This window comes from Acidithiobacillus sp., assembly GCF_049965315.1.
Taxonomy (GTDB): Bacteria; Pseudomonadota; Gammaproteobacteria; order Acidithiobacillales; family Acidithiobacillaceae; genus Acidithiobacillus_B.
Genome location: NZ_JBMFWL010000013.1, coordinates 1 through 17,277, shown reverse-complemented (window position 1 = coordinate 17,277; position 17,277 = coordinate 1). Strand labels below are relative to the sequence as shown.

General features: G+C 65.6%; 16 protein-coding genes and 1 tRNA gene. 15 read left to right on the top strand and 2 right to left on the bottom strand.

The features are described 5' to 3' along the window. Positions 1-84: 84 nt before the first annotated feature. The 7 genes from ispD (at position 85) to ACP5MM_RS05015 (ending at position 7,044) form a co-directional block, all read left to right on the top strand. Complete coding sequence (gene ispD, locus ACP5MM_RS05045) at positions 85-804, top strand: 2-C-methyl-D-erythritol 4-phosphate cytidylyltransferase (protein ID WP_427934207.1); 720 nt, start codon at positions 85-87, stop codon at positions 802-804. Next, entirely contained in the window at positions 801-1,283 is a 483-nt protein-coding gene (ispF, locus tag ACP5MM_RS05040) for a 2-C-methyl-D-erythritol 2,4-cyclodiphosphate synthase (protein ID WP_427931270.1), read from the top strand. Before ispD ends, ispF begins: the two co-directional genes overlap by 4 nt. Then, the gene (truD, locus tag ACP5MM_RS05035; protein ID WP_427931272.1) at positions 1,276-2,325 is read left to right on the top strand and encodes a tRNA pseudouridine(13) synthase TruD; all 1,050 of its coding nucleotides are present in this window, start codon (positions 1,276-1,278) and stop codon (positions 2,323-2,325) included. The genes ispF and truD overlap by 8 nt, the downstream gene beginning before the upstream one ends. Before the next feature lie 93 nt (positions 2,326-2,418). Further along, complete coding sequence (locus ACP5MM_RS05030; protein ID WP_427931273.1) at positions 2,419-2,847, top strand: heavy metal-responsive transcriptional regulator; 429 nt, start codon at positions 2,419-2,421, stop codon at positions 2,845-2,847. A 101-nt stretch (positions 2,848-2,948) separates the two neighbouring features. Beyond that, positions 2,949-3,155, top strand: coding sequence for a CopZ family metallochaperone (locus tag ACP5MM_RS05025; RefSeq protein WP_427931274.1), 207 nt, complete (start codon positions 2,949-2,951; stop codon positions 3,153-3,155). 80 nt (positions 3,156-3,235) lie between these two features. Beyond that, a complete protein-coding gene (locus ACP5MM_RS05020; RefSeq protein WP_427934206.1) occupies positions 3,236-5,665 on the top strand; it encodes a plasma-membrane proton-efflux P-type ATPase in 2,430 nt (809 codons plus the stop codon). After that, complete coding sequence (locus ACP5MM_RS05015; RefSeq protein WP_427931278.1) at positions 5,662-7,044, top strand: chloride channel protein; 1,383 nt, start codon at positions 5,662-5,664, stop codon at positions 7,042-7,044. Before ACP5MM_RS05020 ends, ACP5MM_RS05015 begins: the two co-directional genes overlap by 4 nt. A gap of 18 nt (positions 7,045-7,062) precedes the next feature. Here ACP5MM_RS05015 and ACP5MM_RS05010 read toward each other — a convergent pair whose 3' ends face one another. Both ACP5MM_RS05010 and trxB read right to left on the bottom strand, forming a co-directional pair. Further along, the gene (locus tag ACP5MM_RS05010; protein WP_427931280.1) at positions 7,063-7,668 is read right to left on the bottom strand and encodes a Smr/MutS family protein; all 606 of its coding nucleotides are present in this window, start codon (positions 7,666-7,668) and stop codon (positions 7,063-7,065) included. A 30-nt stretch (positions 7,669-7,698) separates the two neighbouring features. Next, positions 7,699-8,670: a thioredoxin-disulfide reductase gene (gene trxB / locus ACP5MM_RS05005; protein ID WP_427931282.1), complete on the bottom strand. Its 972-nt coding sequence runs from the start codon at positions 8,668-8,670 to the stop codon at positions 7,699-7,701. Between the two features lie 163 nt (positions 8,671-8,833). On the opposite strand from trxB, the gene ACP5MM_RS05000 reads away from it, so the two are divergent. From ACP5MM_RS05000 to ACP5MM_RS04965, 8 genes are all read left to right on the top strand, one after another. Further along, positions 8,834-11,119, top strand: a complete 2,286-nt coding sequence (locus tag ACP5MM_RS05000) for a DNA translocase FtsK (RefSeq protein ID WP_427934205.1) — start codon at positions 8,834-8,836, stop codon at positions 11,117-11,119. Between the two features lie 19 nt (positions 11,120-11,138). Beyond that, a complete protein-coding gene (lolA, locus tag ACP5MM_RS04995; RefSeq protein WP_427934204.1) occupies positions 11,139-11,771 on the top strand; it encodes an outer membrane lipoprotein chaperone LolA in 633 nt (210 codons plus the stop codon). Between the two features lie 15 nt (positions 11,772-11,786). Beyond that, the gene (locus ACP5MM_RS04990; protein ID WP_427934203.1) at positions 11,787-12,893 is read left to right on the top strand and encodes an OmpP1/FadL family transporter; all 1,107 of its coding nucleotides are present in this window, start codon (positions 11,787-11,789) and stop codon (positions 12,891-12,893) included. A 33-nt stretch (positions 12,894-12,926) separates the two neighbouring features. Next, the gene (locus ACP5MM_RS04985; RefSeq protein ID WP_427934202.1) at positions 12,927-14,264 is read left to right on the top strand and encodes a replication-associated recombination protein A; all 1,338 of its coding nucleotides are present in this window, start codon (positions 12,927-12,929) and stop codon (positions 14,262-14,264) included. Then, entirely contained in the window at positions 14,257-15,522 is a 1,266-nt protein-coding gene (gene serS, locus ACP5MM_RS04980; RefSeq protein WP_427931290.1) for a serine--tRNA ligase, read from the top strand. The genes ACP5MM_RS04985 and serS overlap by 8 nt, the downstream gene beginning before the upstream one ends. Beyond that, positions 15,512-15,739 (top strand): Rho-binding antiterminator, encoded by a 228-nt coding sequence (locus ACP5MM_RS04975; RefSeq protein ID WP_427931291.1) that lies wholly within the window; start codon positions 15,512-15,514, stop codon positions 15,737-15,739. Before serS ends, ACP5MM_RS04975 begins: the two co-directional genes overlap by 11 nt. Before the next feature lie 3 nt (positions 15,740-15,742). Continuing rightward, entirely contained in the window at positions 15,743-16,795 is a 1,053-nt protein-coding gene (locus ACP5MM_RS04970) for a L,D-transpeptidase family protein (RefSeq protein ID WP_427931293.1), read from the top strand. A gap of 213 nt (positions 16,796-17,008) precedes the next feature. Then, positions 17,009-17,085 (top strand) — tRNA-Met (locus ACP5MM_RS04965). The last annotated feature ends 192 nt before the right edge of the window (positions 17,086-17,277 follow it).

Below are 17,277 nucleotides of genomic sequence, written 5' to 3'. Positions count from 1 at the left end.
CGGCCGGAGCCGTTTTTGACTACGCCTGTGGGCGACGGCAAAATGGCGCCGGGTTCGCGGCGTCGGCATGGCGGGAGAAGGGATATGGGACGCATCTGGGCGGTGGTGCCGGCGGGGGGCAGTGGCAGGCGCTTTGGCGGCGTGCTGGCGAAACAATATCTTCTGCTCCACGGCCGGCCGGTCCTGGCCCATGCCCTGGGGTGCTTTCTCGGGCATCCGCGCATCGCTGGCGTCCAGCTCGTCCTGCCCAGCGCCGATCTGGCGGGCGATTGCTGGCGGGAAGGTCTCGGCGATCAGGCCGCCAGGCTGTTACCGCCCGTGGCGGGGGGGCGGGAACGGGCGGATTCCGTGGGACTTGGCCTGCAGGCGCTGCGGCAGCAGGGCGCAGCGGCCACGGACTGGGTCCTGGTCCATGACGCGGCGCGCCCCTGTCTGCGCCGCGCCGACCTGGACCTCTTGCTGGACAGCCTGGCGGATGCCCCCCAGGGGGCGCTGCTTGCCTTGCCGGTGGCCGACACCCTGAAAAGGGAGGATCATGGCCGGGTGCTGGAGACGGTGGAACGCAGTGCCCTCTGGCGGGCCTTCACGCCCCAGGCCTTCCCCTTGGGGGCATTGGCCGCGGCCCTGGCCGACGCCGCGCGGCAGGGATGGACGATGACCGATGAGGCCTCGGCCATGGAGCGGCAGGGCTGGCGGCCGTTGCTGGTGCGTGGGCATGGGGACAACATCAAGGTGACCCTTCCGGAAGACCTGCCCCTGGCGGCGGCCATTCTGGAGGCGCAATGGAGGGAACAGGCAAAATGAGGGATTTTCGCGTGGGCCATGGTTTTGACGTGCATGGGCTGGTGCCTGACCGGCCCCTGATCCTGGGGGGCGTGCAGGTGCCCTATGCCCTTGGCCTGGCCGGCCACTCCGATGCGGATGTCCTGCTCCACGCCATCTGCGATGCCCTCCTCGGTGCGGCAGCCCTGGGGGACATCGGCCGTCATTTTCCCGATAGCGACGAGCGCTTTCGCGGGGCCGATTCGCGGGTGCTCCTGCGCCACTGTCGCGATCTGGTGCAGGCGCGGGGTTTTGCGCCGGGTAATGTGGATGCCACCATCGTCTGCCAGCGGCCCAAACTCGCTCCCCATATTCCCCGCATGCAGCAGCATCTGGCCGAGGATCTGGGCCTGGCCCTGGATGCCGTCAACATCAAGGCCACCACCACCGAGGGCCTGGGTTATGCCGGCCGCGGTGAAGGGATCAGCGCCCACGCCGTCGTCCTGCTCCACCGTGGCTGAGGTCGAGCCGCGCCTTTTCCCCTGGCCCGATGCGGGGCTGCGCGCCCGTCTGCGGGCGGAGCTGGCGGATTTTCAGGTGCGCGAGGAACTGCCTTTCCTGCCTTCGGGCAGCGGCTCCCATTGCTGGCTGGAGATCGAAAAGCGCGGCCTCAACACCGAACAGGTGGCCCAGCGCCTGGCGCGTCTGGCGGAGGTGGCGGTGCGCGATGTGGGTTTTGCCGGCCTCAAGGACCGCTGGGCGGTGACGCGCCAGGTCTTCACCGTACCCCTGGGCGCCCATAAGACCTGCCCCTGGGCCAGCCTGAACGATGACAATCTGCGGATCCTGAGTGAGCAGCGCCATGATAAAAAGCTGCGGCGGGGGGTTTTGCGGGGCAACCACTTCCATCTGGTCTTGCGGGAGGTCGCCGGTGATCGGGGGCTTTGGGAGGAAAGACTGGCGACCGTGGCCCAGGAGGGCTTTCCCAATTATTTCGGTGAGCAGCGCTTTGGCCACGGCAACATCGACAAGGCCGGGCGGCTCCTCGCCGGTGCGCCCCGCGGCATGGGTCGCCATGAGCGCGGCCTGCTCTGGTCGGCCGCCCGCTCCATCCTCTTCAACGCGGTCCTGGCCGAGCGGGTGCGGCAGGACGCTTGGTCGCGGCTCCTGTCCGGGGAAGTGGTGCAGCTCGACGGTAGCCACAGCCATTTCCGTGCGGAAGACGAAGAGTTGCCGGCCCTGGTGGAACGGGCGGCGGCCTGGGACCTCCACCCCACCGGTCCCTTGCCCGGGCGCGCCGGCATCCATCCTGGCGGTGCGGCGCTGCAGGTGGAAGATGGGGCGCTGGCCGCATGGCGGGGAGGCGCCGCCTTGCCCGAGTCGGGCCTGCATTGGGCGCAATGTCTGGCCGCCCAGGGCCTGGATGCGGCGCGGCGCCCTTTGCGTGTGCGCCCGCAGAGGCTGGCGTGGACCTGGCCCGATGCGGCTACCCTGGAACTGGATTTCTTCCTGCCGGCTGGCAGCTTCGCCACGGTCCTGGTGGAGACACTGCTGGGCCAGTGACCGCAGGCCATGGATTCATCCCCCGCAAGCCCTTGACATTAAGGTAGACTACAAGTTGTAGGATGGCAATCCACCATAACAGGAGGAGACAGCATGGTTGCCATCACCATCGGTCGCTTGGCGCGGGAGTCAGGACTGGCCCCCGAGACCTTGCGTTATTACGAGCGCCTTGGCCTGATTCAGCCCACGCAGCGCAGTCGCGCCAACTATCGCCTTTACGGGACGGATGCCGAAGGGCGGCTGCGCTTCATTCGCCGCGCCCAAGCGCTGGGGTTTTCCTTGGCGGAGATTCGCGAACTGCTCGGCCTGCACGCCGCCGCCAACGAAGACATGTCCCGGGTCAAGGCCCTGGCGCAGATCAAGATTGCCGAGATCGATGCGAAAATCAGCGACTTGCAACGGATGCGGACGGGCCTCGCGGCCCTCAACGAGCTCTGCCCGGGCCATGGCCCCACCGCTGCCTGTCCCATCCTGGCCGCGCTGCTGGGCGATGACATGACGGCAGGGCATGAATGCGGGTGACCACCCTGCGGCAGGCCCATGGTGGCCTGCCCAACGGCAAGGGGCCCGCGGCACCGTCCTTGCCTTGCTTTCCCTTTTTCTCACCGAACAGGAGTGTTGCCATGAATGAAGTGATTCTCAAGATTCAAGGCATGAGCTGCGGGCATTGTGTGATGGCCGTCAACAAGGCGCTGGAAAAGGTACCCGGCGTGACCCATGTCGCCGTGGATCTCTCTGCAGGAAAGGCCGTGGTGCAGGGCGGCGCCAGTACCGAGGCGTTGCTCAAGGCCGTGACCCAAGCCGGTTACCAGGCCGAAGTGCAGGGCTAGGTAGCACGGTAGCGCCGCGGCCCGCGCGTCTTGCCGGCCGCCTCTTGCTTGCCCGGGCAAGAGTTGAAAAGATGTGTCCCATGGAAAAGCACCCAAGCTCGGCAAGCGCCTCCGGCATTCCGGACGTGCTCCGGCAATTGCAGAGCGATCCCCGGCGCGGCTTGTCGTCGGCGGAGGCCGCCCGCCGCCTGGCCCAGTATGGGGCGAACGCTATCCCCGAAAAACACCTCAGCCCGATCCGGCAGTTTCTGGGCTATTTCTGGGGCCCCATTCCCTGGATGATCGAAATCGCCGCGGTGCTTTCCGCCGCGGTGGCGCATTGGGCGGACTTCGCCATCATCATGACCCTCCTGCTGGTAAACGCCAGCGTGGGCTTTTGGCAGGAACACAAGGCCGGCAATGCCATCGCCATGCTCAAGCGCAAACTGGCGCTGCGGGCGCGCGTCCTGCGCGACGGCCTGTGGCAGGAGATCGCCGCCCAGGATCTGGTGCCCGGCGACATCATCCTGCTGAAGCTGGGAAACATCATTCCCGCCGATGTGCTGCTGCTGGGCGGCGAGTACCTCAGCGTCGACCAGTCGGTCCTGACGGGGGAATCCCTGCCGGTGGACAAGGGCCGGGGGGATAGCGCTTATTCCGGTTCCATCGTGGGCAAGGGCGAGATGCAGGGCGTGGTGACGGCGACGGGCCTGCAGACCTTTTTCGGCAAGACCGCGCAACTGGTGGAGCGGGCGGAGAGCATCTCCCACTTCCGCAAGGCCGTGCTCGCCATCGGCAATTTCCTGATCGTTTCGGCGCTGGTCCTCATCGCGGTGATCCTCGTCGTGGCCCTGGCGATCCGCCAGGAGCCCGTGATCCGGACGATCCTCTTTGCCCTGATCCTGACCGTGGCCGCCATCCCCGTCGCCCTGCCCGCCGTATTGTCGGTGACCATGGCCGTCGGGGCGGAGCGGCTGGCGCGGCTGAAGGCCATCGTCTCGCGTCTGGTGGCCATCGAGGAGATGGCCGGCATGGACGTGCTCTGCGCCGACAAGACCGGCACCCTCACCCAGAACCGCCTCACCCTGGGCGAGCCCGTGCTGGCCGGCGCCCGTGATGCGGAGGAACTGATCCTCGCCGCCGCCCTGGCCTCGGAGCGGGATACGGGCGATCCCATCGACACCGCCGTGCTGGGCGGTTTGCGGGCGTCCGACGAGTTGCATCGCTATTCCGTCCTGAAGTACCAGCCCTTTGACCCCGTGAGCAAGCGCAGCGAGGCGGAAGTGGCGGCAGGCACCGAGCGTTTCCGCATCAGCAAGGGCGCCCCGCAGGTCATCCTGGACCTGGCCCAACCCGATGCCGGCACCAGGCAGGCGGTCACCCGCCAGATCGATGCCTTGGCGGAAAAAGGCTACCGCACCCTGGGGGTGGCACGGACGGAAGCGGACGGCGCTTGGCGCTTTCTCGGCCTCTTGCCGTTGTTCGACCCGCCGCGGGAGGATTCGGCGCAAACCATCGCGGCCGGCCAGCGGATGGGGATCGACATCAAGATGGTCACCGGCGATCATCTGGCCATCGCCAGGCAGGTCTCCACGCTGCTGCATCTGGGGCAAAACATCGTTCCCGCCGAAGCCCTCTCCACCGATGTCCAGGCCGCGCAGACCCAGGCCGAAGAGGCCGACGGTTTCGCCCAGGTCTTTCCGGAGCATAAGTTCACCATCGTCAAGGCGCTGCAGGCCAGGGACCATATCGTCGGCATGACCGGCGACGGCGTCAACGACGCCCCTGCGTTGAAGCAGGCCGATGTCGGCATCGCCGTCAGCGGCGCCACCGACGCCGCCCGCGCCGCGGCCGATCTGGTGCTCACCGCCCCCGGCCTGACGGTCATCGTCGGGGCCGTCGAGGAAGCGCGCCGGATCTTCGCGCGCATGAACAGCTACGCCATCTATCGGATCGCCGAGACGATCCGGGTCCTGCTCTTCATGACCCTGTCGATCCTGGTATTCAACTTCTACCCGGTCACGGCGGTGATGATCGTCATGATCGCCCTGCTCAACGACTTCCCCATCATGATGATCGCCTACGACAACGCCCCCACGGCGCCACGGCCGGTGCGCTGGGACATGACGCGGGTGCTGACCATCTCCATCCTTCTCGGCGTGCTTGGCGTCGTCTCCTCCTTCTCCCTGTTCTGGATTGCCGAAACCTACCTGCATTTGCCGGCGGACGTCATCCGCACCCTGATCTTCCTGAAGCTGCTCGTGGCCGGCCACCTGACCATCTTCCTGACCCGCAACACCGGCGCCATCTGGCAGCGGCCCTGGCCGAGCTGGAGCTTTTTCAATGTCACCATCGCCACCAAGATCATCGGCACCTTCGCCGCCGTCTACGGCTGGCTCATTCCCCCCATCGGCTGGGGTTATGCCTTGCTGGTATGGGCCTACGCCCTGGTATGGTTCTTTCTCAACAGCGGCGCCAAGATCATCGCCTATCGGGCGCTGGAGGCCTATCGCGGGCTGCCGCGCCAATGAAAACAAAACCACCGACCATCCTGCGTTTTTATCTCATGGCCATCCTCACCGGCATGGCGGCGGGTGCGGGTGCGGCCTTGTTCAATGCGTTCATCGCCCTTTTCCATAACCTTTTTTTCCTGGGGTCATGGAGCTTCCACTATGATTGGCTGCGGCCTACGCCGCCATCGTTCTGGGGGGTAGGGGTGATAGGGGTCCCGGTAGCCGGTGGACTTTTGGTGACCTGGATCATTCGGCGCCTGGCACCGGAGGCCCAAGGTGCCGGGGTGCAGGAAATCCTGCGGAACTTGTTTCTTGATCATGCCGCCTTGCGCCCATCCCTTTCCGCCTGGCGCCCGGTAGCCACCAGCATCAGCATCGGTTCCGGTGCTTCCGTCGGCCACGAAGGGCCGATCATGCAGTTGGGCGCCGTTTATGGGGATCTCCTCGCCACCCTTGCCCGTCTCGCAGGCTGGCAGCGCGACACCTTGCTGGCCTGCGGTGCCGCCGCCGGTACCGCAGCGCTGTTTCACGCGCCTTGGGGTGGCCTTGTTTTCGCCTTGGAGATTCTCAGCCCTGCCGGGGAATGGCGACGGGTAGCGCCGGTGTTTCTGGCCAGTTTCGCGGGAAGCTGGATGATCAGCGCCCTGGGTAAAGGTTTCCCGGGCTTTGCCCTCGCCATTCCTGCCTTGGGGTCCTGGTGGGTCTATATGGGGCTGAGCCTGGGCTGCGGAGCCGGTGCAGCCTTGTTTCTTGCCGCGCTGAGTGCCCTGGGGGGTGCTTTTCGCGCCTTCCCGGACAACCCTTACTGGCGTCATGGCGTGGCCATGGCCATCCTGGGCATCCTGATCTATCTGGTCCTTGTGCAAACGGGCCAATATCATGTGGAAGGGGTGGGCTTCGCCACCATTGCGGAAGTCCTTGCGGGGGGCTTGCGCCATCCCTGGCTCCTGTTCAGCCTGTTCCTCCTCAAGCTGCTGGTCACTGCGCTCACCCTGGGTTCCGGCGGGTCGGGCGGCACCTTCAGCCCCGCGCTCTTTCTGGGAGCAACCTTTGGCGCCGGCACGGCCATTTTGGCCCAGGCAGTCTTCCCCGGTCTGGATCTGAACCCCATCCTGGGCGCCGTCGTGGGCATGGCGTCCTTTTCCGCCGCAGCCACCGGCGCGGTCCTGGGTTCGGCGCTGATCGCCGCCGAAATGGTGGGCGGCATGGGAGTTCTTCCCCTTCTGGCGCCTGCCTGCATCCTGGCCTGGACCGTTCGCCGCCTTGTCCTCAAGCGCAGCACCTATACCCTGGAGCTATCCTGGCAAGGCCGCCCTTTGGCAGAAAACCTGTACCTTCGGATCAGGGATGCCTATCTGACCGGCCGCCAGGAAAAGGGACCCGGGAATGGCGGGTAGCTCCCGTCCCCCGCCGCGTTAGGGACAATGCCGCCGCGGCCATTGCAGGAGGACGATCACCGCCCCGCCTCCACCTTCCTGGGGGCGGGCCTGGGCAAAGGCCAGCACTTCCTTGCGGCGGATCAGCCATTGTCCCACCATGCGTTTGAGAACGGGCACCCGGCCCGGTGAACCCAGACCCTTGCCGTGAATGATGCGGACACAGCGCCAACGCCATAGCCGGGCCTCCAGCAGAAATTCACCGATGGCCTGGCGTGCCTCATCGACGGTGCAGCCATGGAGATCGAGGTTTTCCTGGACGCGGAAACGGCCGCGGCGCAGGTCGCGCAGCAGGGCGCGAGGCAGCCCGTCCTGCAAATAGATCCACTCCTCTCCGCTCTCCAGCAGCAGATCATCACCCAGGGGATGCATCAGCTCATCCAGCACCGCCGCGTCATCCTGCTGGCTTTGCACCGGTATGGGCGGTGGCGGGGCCGGGCGGGGCGGCGGGGTGGCGGCGGGCAATGGCCTGACATCGGCAACGGCACGCAGAAACGCATCCTTGCCGGTGCTGTCGTCCGCCGCCGCTGAACTGGCGGGTGCCCCATCGGCATGGCGCTTGCGCTCCATGTCCGGAGGCCGCACCCTCCCTCCCCGCCGCTGCGCCATTGCGGCTTACCTGGCCTGCTGTTCCAGCCAGCGCTCGGCGTCGAGGGCCGCCATGCAGCCGCTGCCGGCGCTGGTCACCGCCTGCCGATAGATATAGTCCTGCACATCGCCTGCCGCAAAGACGCCGGGGATGCTGGTGGCGGTGGCCATGCCGTCGCGACCGCCACGGGTAATGAGGTAACCGCCGGCATCCATGTCCAGTTGGCCCTTGAAGATGTCCGTATTGGGCCGATGGCCAATGGCTACGAAAACGCCCGTTACCGCCAGATCCTGGATTTTGTCATCGGGCAAATGCTTGACACGCAGGCCCGTGACCCCCGAGGCGTCGCCCAGCACCTCTTCAACGCCATGGTTCCACAGGACGGTGATGTTTTCCTTGCCGAGCAACTTGTCCTGGAGGATCTTTTCCGCACGCAGCCGGTCGCGGCGATGGACCAGGGTCACATGGCTGACGATATTGCTGAGATAAAGGGCTTCTTCGACGGCCGTGTTGCCGCCGCCGATGACGGCCACGGACTGACCGCGATAGAAAAAACCGTCGCAGGTGGCACAGGCGGAAACGCCCTTGCCGCGAAATTTCTCCTCGCTGGGCAAACCCAGATATTTGGCCGAGGCCCCGGTGGCGATGATCAGGGCATCGCAGGTATAACAATGTTGATCGCCGCTCAGGCGAAAGGGGCGTTGACCGAGTTCGGCCTGATGAATATGGTCGAAAAGGATCTCGGTGTCGAATCGCCGCGCCTGCTTTTCCAGTTGTTCCATCAGTTCGGGGCCCATGATGCCATCGGCCGCGCCGGGCCAGTTGTCCACGTCCGTAGTGGTCATCAACTGCCCTCCGGGTTCCATGCCCTGCACCAGCACCGGGCGCAGATTCGCCCGCGCGGCATAGATGGCCGCCGTATAGCCCCCCGGACCCGATCCGAGAATGAGCAGCCGGCTATGTTTGCTGTCAATCAGCTTCCCTTCTTCTGCATTCATGGTCACCTCGCAAGTGGAATTGGTATATGATTAATACAATTATTGTATGGCTCCCGTTCTCAGCAAAGTCTAACACTGATCGGGGCTTTTGGCTTTTTCCGGCGCCATCAGTCTGCCCCATGCATTCTTGACACTCAACATTGCCTCGTTTAGCGTGCCGAACATGAGCCATGTCGCGCGCAACGCTCCGCGAAGCCCGAAAAACGCCGCCCCCCGATCCCGGAGGGGTCAGACCCCGTCGGTTACCTGGCGCCGGGAAGGATGGCTATTCATCCTCGCGGCCCTCGCCGTCTATCTGCTGATCGCCCTGGTCAGTTTTAGTTCCCAAGATCCCAGTTGGTTCAGCAGTGGCCAAGGCGGCCCCATCCACAATTGGGGCGGCCTTGTGGGTGCCTATCTGTCCGATTTCCTGGTGCAGTCTTTCGGCATGGTGGCCTGGTTGCTGCCCTTGGGGGCGGCGGCGCTGGCCTGGCAACTCTGGCGGCACTGGTTTCGCGCCCTGCCCTTGGGCCCTGGCCGCTATGTTGGGGCCTCGCTCCTGGCCTTCGGGACCATGGGCATCATGGGCATGCTTACCCCCGCGCCATGGTGGTCCATCCCCGGCCGGGGACCGGGAGGCATCATCGGCATGGGGGAGGCACGCCTGGTGCTGGGCCTGATCGGCGAGGGCGGCGGCCTCCTGTTTTTCCTTGCCGCTTTGCTGCTGGGCGCTTTCCTCTTGACCGGCCTGGGCCCGGGGGCATTTTATCGGCGCTGCCGCAGTGCCTGGCAGGGATTGCCCGGCCTTCCCCGTTTGCCCTTGCGCCGGACGCCCGCATCAACGCCGGTTCAGGAGGCTCCGCAGCCAGCGGCGTGTGCCGCGACACTGGCCCCCGCCGGTCCGGCCCCGCTCCCCGTGCGCCGCAAGGCGCGTGCGGACCTTGTTCAGCAACTGCCGCTGGCCGACGCCCAGGGCCACCCCCTGGCCGACGGCTTGCCGCCGCTGGCCCTGCTCGACGCCCCCGATGCGGATGATCCCCGCACCCAGCCGCAACCGGAGGAGCTTGAACGGCGCTCCCGCCTGCTGGAGGAAAAGCTGGCCGATTTCGGTGTCAGCGCCCGGGTGGTCGGCGCCTATCCGGGCCCCGTCATCACCCGTTTCGAGATCGAGCCCGCCGCCGGCGTCAAGGTCAGCCAGATAGCCGGGCTGGCCAAGGACCTGGCCCGCACCCTGTCGGCGACCCGGGTGCGGGTGGTGGAGACCATTCCCGGCAAGCCCACCATGGGGATCGAAATCCCCAATAACCAACGGCGCATGGTGCGCCTCTCCGAAGTCCTCTCCAGCGCGGGGTTCAGCAGGAGCCACAGCCTCCTGACCCTGGCCTTGGGCAAGGACATCGGCGGCCAGCCGGTTTCGGCCGACCTCGCCAAGATGCCCCACCTGCTGGTGGCGGGGACGACGGGGGCCGGCAAGTCCGTCGGGGTCAACGCCATGATCCTGAGCATCCTCTTCAAGGCGACCCCAGCCGAGGTGCGCCTGATCATGGTCGATCCCAAGATGCTGGAACTCTCCATCTATGAGGGCATTCCCCATCTGCTGGCGCCCGTGGTCACGGACATGAAGGAGGCCGCCAACGCCCTGCGCTGGTGCGTGGCCGAGATGGAGCGGCGCTACCAGCTCATGGCGCGGGCCGGAGTGCGCAATCTGGCGGGATTCAACCAGAAAATTGCCGAAGCGACTGCGCGTGGGGAGCCCTTGATGGGCCAGGAGACGGGCTTTGATGGTCAACCCCGTCCCCTGGAGCCCATGCCCTCCATCGTCGTGGTCATCGACGAGTTTGCCGATCTCATGATGGTCGTGGGCAAACAGGTGGAAAGCCTCATCACCCGTCTGGCGCAAAAGGCGCGGGCGGCGGGGCTCCATCTCATCATGGCCACCCAGCGACCCTCCGTCGATGTGATTACCGGCCTGATCAAGGCCAACATCCCCACCCGCATCGCCTTCCAGGTCTCCTCCCGCATCGACTCCCGCACCATCCTCGATCAGGCCGGAGCCGAAACCCTGCTGGGCCAGGGAGACATGCTCTACCTGCCTCCCGGCACCGGTTACCCGGTACGCGTCCATGGCGCCTTTGTCGGCGATGACGAGGTGCACCGGGTGGTGGCCTACCTGCGTCAGCATGGGGCACCGCAATATGACGAGAGCATCCTGCAGGGGGCCGACGCCGGCGGCGGCGAAGGCGGCGGGGAGGGCGGCGGCAGCGCGGCCGATCCCCTCTACGACCAGGCCGTGGCCATCGTCACCGGCAGTCGCAAGGCCAGCATCTCCTACGTGCAGCGCCAGCTCAAGGTGGGGTATAATCGCGCCGCCCGCATGATCGAAGAGATGGAACGGGTGGGGATCGTGGGTCCATTGCAGAGCAACGGGAGCAGAGAAGTCTATGCAGCAGCGCCGCCGGCCAATGATTGAGCGTTTCCGGGCACGTTCCATGGGCGCCTGGGGATGGCTGCTCTTCGCCCTGCTCCTGGCCGGTACCGGCTGGGCGCAGGCTGCCTCTGCGCCGGGAAGCCAGGTCCTCCAGCATTTTTTCCACCAGGTGCAGACCGTGCAGGCGCAATTCACCCAGGTGGTCGCCGACCGCAATGGGCAGATCATCAAGCGCGCGGCCGGTACGGTATGGATCCAGCGACCGGGCAAATTCCGCTGGGTCTATGCCGGCAACAACGGCCAGACCATCGTTTCCAACGGCACTCAGGTCTGGCTCTACGACCCCGCCCTGCAACAGGTCACGATCCAGCCTCTGGGCAAGACCCTCGGCTCCACCCCCGCAGCCCTCATCGCCGGCAAGGATATCCTGGCCAGCCGCTTTGTGATCCGCGATCTGGGCAGCAAGGACGGGATACGCTGGGTGGAGTTGCAGCCCAAGGGCGGGCAGGATCAGGGCTTCACCACGGTGCGCCTCGGTTTTGATGCCCGGGGCGCCTTGCAGGAAATGCGCATGGAAGACGCCTTCCAGCAGGAAACGGTGTTGACCTTCCATGACATCCGCCTGAATCAGCCCATTGCCGCCCGGGAATTCCAATTTACTCCACCCGCCGGGGTGGATGTCCTCAAACCCTGACGTCTGGAGAATCTCATGTTGGATTGGAAATCGCGCATCGCCCTTGCAGCCCTCGGCTTGGGCCTTGTCGCCCAGGCGCAGGCCGCGGACTTCTCCGTGCCCATCTCGGTGGTGGGCCTCTCCGAAGCCGGCGCCACCGTGGCCGACGGCGGCCCGGTGAGCAGCTTTGGGGACAATCCCGCCGATATGGTCTTTTTCCCCGGCACCCGCATGGGCCTCGACATCATCGCCAGCAAGCCCAGCTACACCTTCAACGGCGCCGGCGGCGCCAGCGCCAGTCCCTCCAGCAAGCTCAACATCCTGCCCAACCTCTTCGTCACCCACCGCTTCGACAGCCTGCCGCTGGCGGTGGGGCTGGGGATCACGGAGCCTTATCGCATCAATACCACCTGGCCCACCGGCAGCTTCCCCGGCACCGCCAATGCCCCCGTCAATGCCCCCGTCAAGACCGACCTGCAGCTCATCGACGTCAACCCCGGCGTGGCCTACCTCCTGCTGCCCGACCTCAGCATCGGGGTGGGCGTGGATTACTATCAGTCCATCAGCGCCACCTTCGATAGCACCCTGAGCCCTGCCAGCGGCACGGGCGGTGGGGTCGGCGGCAATATCGGCCTCTTCTACACCACCGAAACGTGGAATGCCGGTCTTTCCTACCGTTCCCAAGCCAATATCTCCGCCGCCGGCGGGACCATCACCCTGCCCGGCCGCGCCCAGGCCGGCGTGCGCTACCGCTTTACCCCGGCCCTGGCCACGGAGCTGGATGTGGACTGGACCGACTGGAGCAGCGCCAAGCTGCCCAACACCCCCAGTCTCGGCTGGAAATCCGCCCTGGCCTATCGCCTGGGACTGAGCTATCACCTCAACCAGGACCTCGAACTGCGCGGGGGCCTGGCCCATGAAAGCAATCCCGCCACGTCCAGCAGCTACGAGGCCAGCGTCCCCGCCGCGGCGAGCAATCTCCTCGCCCTCGGCGCTGGTGTGCAATTGGGCGACTGGCACTGGGACTTGGGCGCCTCCTATGCCCTGTCGGGGTCGACGACGGTGAATAATGGCAACGGCTTCGATGGTACCTACAAGGCCAGCGCCTTCAGCTTTGGCGCCGCCCTGTCGCGGCATTTTTGAGGATGCCGTTTTCCTGACCAGGACCCCTCCGGCATGAAGACCGCAAAGACCGCAGCCGCCGATCCCCGGCCCCTGGCCGCCCGCATGCGCCCCCGCAATCTGACCGAGTTTGTCGGCCAGGGCCAGCTCCTGGATCCCGGCGGGCCCATCGCCGCCATGCTGCGCTCGGGCAAACTCCACTCCATGCTGTTCTGGGGCCCGCCGGGGAGCGGCAAGACCACCCTGGCCCGGCTCCTCGCCGAGGCCACCCATAGCGTCCTGCAGCCCCTGTCGGCGGTCAACAGCGGCGTCCGGGAGATCCGCGCCGCCGTCGCGGAGGCGGAAGCGGCGCGGGCCCAAGGACATGCCACGGTGCTTTTCATCGACGAAATCCACCGCTTCAACAAGACCCAGCAGGATGCCCTGCTTCCCCATGTGGAAGAGGGCACCTTCACCCTCATCGGCGCGACCACCGAAAACCCCAGTTTCGCCTTGGTCAACGCCCTGCTGTCCCGCGCCCGGGTCTACGTCCTCAAGCCCCTGGAGGAGCCGCAACTGGCGGAACTGCTCCGCCGCACGCTCCAGGACGCGGAGCGCGGCCTCGGCCACTTGCAGGTGGAGATGGCCCCGGAGCTGCAGCGCACCCTCCTGCTCAGCGCCGACGGCGATGCCCGCCGCCTCCTCAACCTCCTGGATCTGGTCGTGCAGTTGGCCACTCCCGAGGCGGGCGTCGTGCGCATCGCGGCAGGCACCCTGGCGGCGGCCATCGGCCAATCCTGGCGTCGTTTCGACAAGGGCGGGGAGGCCTTTTACGACGAGATCTCGGCGCTCCACAAGTCCCTGCGCGGCTCTGACCCCGATGCCGCCCTCTACTGGCTGGCGCGCATGCTCGACGGCGGCGCCGACCCGCTCTATATCGCCCGGCGCCTGGTGCGCATGGCCATGGAGGACATCGGCCTGGCCGATCCCCGCGCCCTGGATGTCGCCCTGGCGGCCAAGGACGCCTACACCTTCCTCGGCTCTCCCGAAGGGGATCTGGCCTTGGCCGAAGCCGTCGTTTACCTGGCCAGCAGCCCCAAAAGCAATGCGGTCTATGTCGCCTGGAAAAAGGTCCGGGACGCGGTCAAGGCCGGCGGCAGCGTCGAGGTCCCCATGCACCTGCGCAATGCCCCCACCCAGCTTATGCGTGGTTTGGGTTATGGTCAGGATTATCGCTACGACCACGACTACCCCGATGCCATCGCGCCCGGGCAGCCCTACCTGCCCCAGCCCTTGCGCGGGCAGGATTTCTACCAGCCCAGCGAGCGCGGCCTGGAAGCGCGCATTCGTGAACGCCTGCTCTGGATCAGGGCCCACCGCCAATCCCCCAGCGAGTCCAAAACCCATGCTTGATCCCACCTTGTTACGCAATGCCCCAGAGCAAGTGGCCGCCGCCCTGGCCCGCCGCGGCGTGATCCTGGACACCAGCGCCCTCCGCGCCCTCGATGCCCGGCGCAAAACGCTCCAAAGCGAGCTGGAAGCCGCCCGCAACGCCCGTAACGAGGCCTCCCGGGAGATCGGGATGGCGCGCAAGGGCGGCGCCGACACCGGCGATCTCCAGGCGGCCGCGAGCGCGCTCGGCGACCGCATCAAGGAGATGGAAGCCGCCCTGGCCGCCGTCCTCGAAGAATGGGAAGGATGGACCGCCGCGTTGCCCAATATGCCCCTGGAGTCCGTCCCCGACGGCAGCAGCGAGGTGGACAATGTCGTCCTGCGCCACTGGGGAACGCCACCCCGTTTCGCCTTCCCGGCGCGCGATCATGTGGATATCGGTGAAGCCCTCGGCATTCTCGACTTTGCCGCCGGCGCCCGCCTCGCCGGCGCGCGATTTGTCGTCCTGCGCGGCATGGGTGCCCGCCTCGAACGGGCGCTGATCCAGTTCATGCTCGATCTGCATACCGGCGAGCACGGCTACAGCGAAATCTCTCCCCCTTTCCTGGCCAACCGTCAATCCCTCTTCGGCACCGGCCAGTTGCCCAAGTTCGAGGAGGATCTCTTCGCCCTGAGGGATGACCCCTATTACCTGATCCCCACCGCCGAAGTGCCCCTGACCAATCTGTTGCGCGGTGAAATCATCGACACCCAGCCCCAGCGTTTTTGCGCCTACACCCCCTGCTTCCGGCGCGAAGCCGGGGCCTATGGACGCGATACCCGCGGCATGATCCGCCAGCACCAGTTCGACAAGGTCGAGCTGGTGCAGATCGTCGCCCCCGAAGACTCCGCCGCCGCCCTGGAAACCCTCACCGGTCATGCCGAAGAGGTTCTGCAGCGTCTGGATCTGCCTTATCGGGTCGTGGCCCTCTGCGCCGGCGACCTCGGTTTCAGCGCCGCCAAAACCTATGATCTCGAAGTCTGGCTTCCCGGCCAGAACCAGTATCGGGAAATCAGCTCCTGCAGCAACTTCGGCAGCTTCCAGGCCCGGCGCCTGCAACTGCGCTACCGCAACAGCGAAGGCAAGCCGCAACTCGCCCATACCCTCAACGGCTCGGCCCTCGCCGTCGGCCGCACCCTGGTGGCCCTGCTGGAAAACCACCAGCAGGAGGACGGCCGCGTCGCCATTCCCGCCGCCCTGCGCCCCTATCTCGGCGGAGCAGACGTCCTTGGCGGATGAAGGCTATCAGCCCATCAGTTGCGCCTTGCACAGCGAACTGGAACTGGCGGCCATGCACCGCAAAGCGGTAAAATTGCGGCTGCGCGACGGCACGGTGCGTGAAGGGATTATCGAAGACCTCTGGACCGCCCACGGGCGGGAGTGGTTGCGCCTGCGTTCAAAAGACGGCAGTTGCGATCTGGACCTTGGCCGACTGGCCCATTTGGATGACCGGTAACTTATGAAAAAACTGATTCTTTCCGCGGCCATCGCCGCCTTGTCCTGCGCCGCCGGCGTGCCCGGCCAGGCTGCCGAATTTCCCCTGCCGCCCAAGGGCAGCAACATGGTGGGCGGCCTGCAGGTGGTCATCGCCCGCCACCAGGACACCCTCCTCGACATCGCCCGTCACTACGACGTCGGCTACAACGAGATCCGCGCCGCCAATCCCGGCGTGGACCCCTGGCTCCCCGGCGCGGGCACTCGCGTTGTCGTCCCCACCCAATACATCCTGCCGCCCCAGCCCTGGAACGGCATCATCATCAACATCCCGGAGCGCCGCCTTTTCTATTTTCCCAAAGGACAGAACGTCGTCTATACCTACCCGGTGGGTATCTTCATGCCCAAATGGCCGGACCCTTTGGGCAGCACCCGCATCATCGCCAAGGTCAAAAACCCCACCTGGACCGTGCCCAAAAATATCCAGGAAGAGCACGCCAAGGACGGCGATCCCATCCCTGCCTTTTTCCCCGCCGGGCCGGACAACCCCATGGGAGAACTGGCCCTGGAGACCGGCTGGTCGCAGATCTTCATCCATGGCACCAACAAACCCTGGGGTGTGGGGATGCGGGTCAGCCATGGCTGTTTTCACGTTTATCCCGAAAATGAGGTGCAACTCTTCAGGATGATCTCCGTCGGCACCCCCGTCACCACCATCGACCAACCCTTCCTGGTGGGAACGGACGGCCAGGGCGGCCTCTACATGCAATCCTTCAAGCCCGTCGGGGCCTACACCAAGGGCGGCAATCCGCAGCAGCGCGCCGTCAATGCCATCAGCGGATTTGAAGAGACCGCGGGCCATAACTGGCAGGTGAACTGGCAGCAGGTCATCAATCTGGTAAACGCCCCCAATACCATGCCGACCCCCATCACCAACACCGGACCCAGTCTTCAGGAGCGGATTGCCGCCATAACGGCAAAACCTTATGACTACGCCCCCTACGGGGATGACGCCAATCAGGCATCGCCGCCCCCGGCCCCGGCCCCGGTGGAATCCGCCAGCAGGGCCAATCCCTAGGCGGCCCCCTGCCCAGGCACCCGGCGCGGATGGCAACCAATTGCTTTTCAACGATTAATTGAAGATGAAAAAAGAATGCTAAAAACCGCTTGCAGCATCCCGACCGTGTCTGTATAGTTCGGTCTCTCGCCGGGGCAAGCCTCGAACGAGAAGAAACAAAGAAGGCAGGTGTTGACAGCGGATCGCCTCACTTGCTATAGTTCAAAACCCTGTTGCGGGGTGGAGCAGCCAGGCAGCTCGTCGGGCTCATAACCCGAAGGTCGTAGGTTCAAATCCTACCCCCGCTACCAGTTTCGCGGTACGCAGTAATTGTTCTTTCCCAGCCGAGTGGAGTGTGTGGGGTTTAGGCCCCGGTGGAATTTAGTGGGTTGAGGAAGTATTCCGCGAGGGGTATGGGAGATCTGCTGGAGGACACGAAAAGTTTTGATGGATTGAACGAGAGAGTTTGATCCTGGCTCAGATTGAACGCTGGCGGCATGCCT